Raw genomic sequence first — 433 nt, forward strand, 5'->3', positions numbered from 1 at the left:
GGCCTCCAGCTGCACCGGGTGGCGCAGGTTGCGGTACCAGTACGCGGCGTCGAAGGCGGCGGTGTCGGTCCAGCGGCTGTCCAGGGTGGACCAGAACGGGACCTGCGGGGGCCGGGGGCGCAGGTCGGCCAGGGCGGTGAGCAGGTCGTCCTGGATCCGCTCGACGTGGGCGGAGTGGGAGGCGTAGTCGACGGGGACGCGGCGGGCGCGGATGCCGTCGGTGGTGAAGTGTTCGACGAGTTCGTCGAGGGCGTCGGCGTCTCCGGCGACGACGGTGGAGCTGGGGCCGTTGACGGCGGCGACGGAGATCCGGTCCTGCCAGGGGGGGAGGTCGATGTCCTGGGCGGGTTGGGCGATGGAGACCATGCCGCCGTTTCCGGCGATGGCGGTGATGGCCTGGGAGCGGAGGGCGACGGTGCGGGCGCCGTCCTGG

General features: G+C 73.4%; 1 protein-coding gene. It reads right to left on the minus strand.

Annotated elements, in window-relative coordinates; genetic code table 11:
• The coding region (locus AE652_RS18840; RefSeq protein ID WP_049652996.1) for an acyltransferase domain-containing protein at positions 1–433 on the minus strand (433 nt) is incomplete at both ends.

Source organism: Kitasatospora sp. MY 5-36, assembly GCF_001182915.1.
Classification (GTDB): domain Bacteria; phylum Actinomycetota; class Actinomycetes; order Streptomycetales; family Streptomycetaceae; genus Kitasatospora.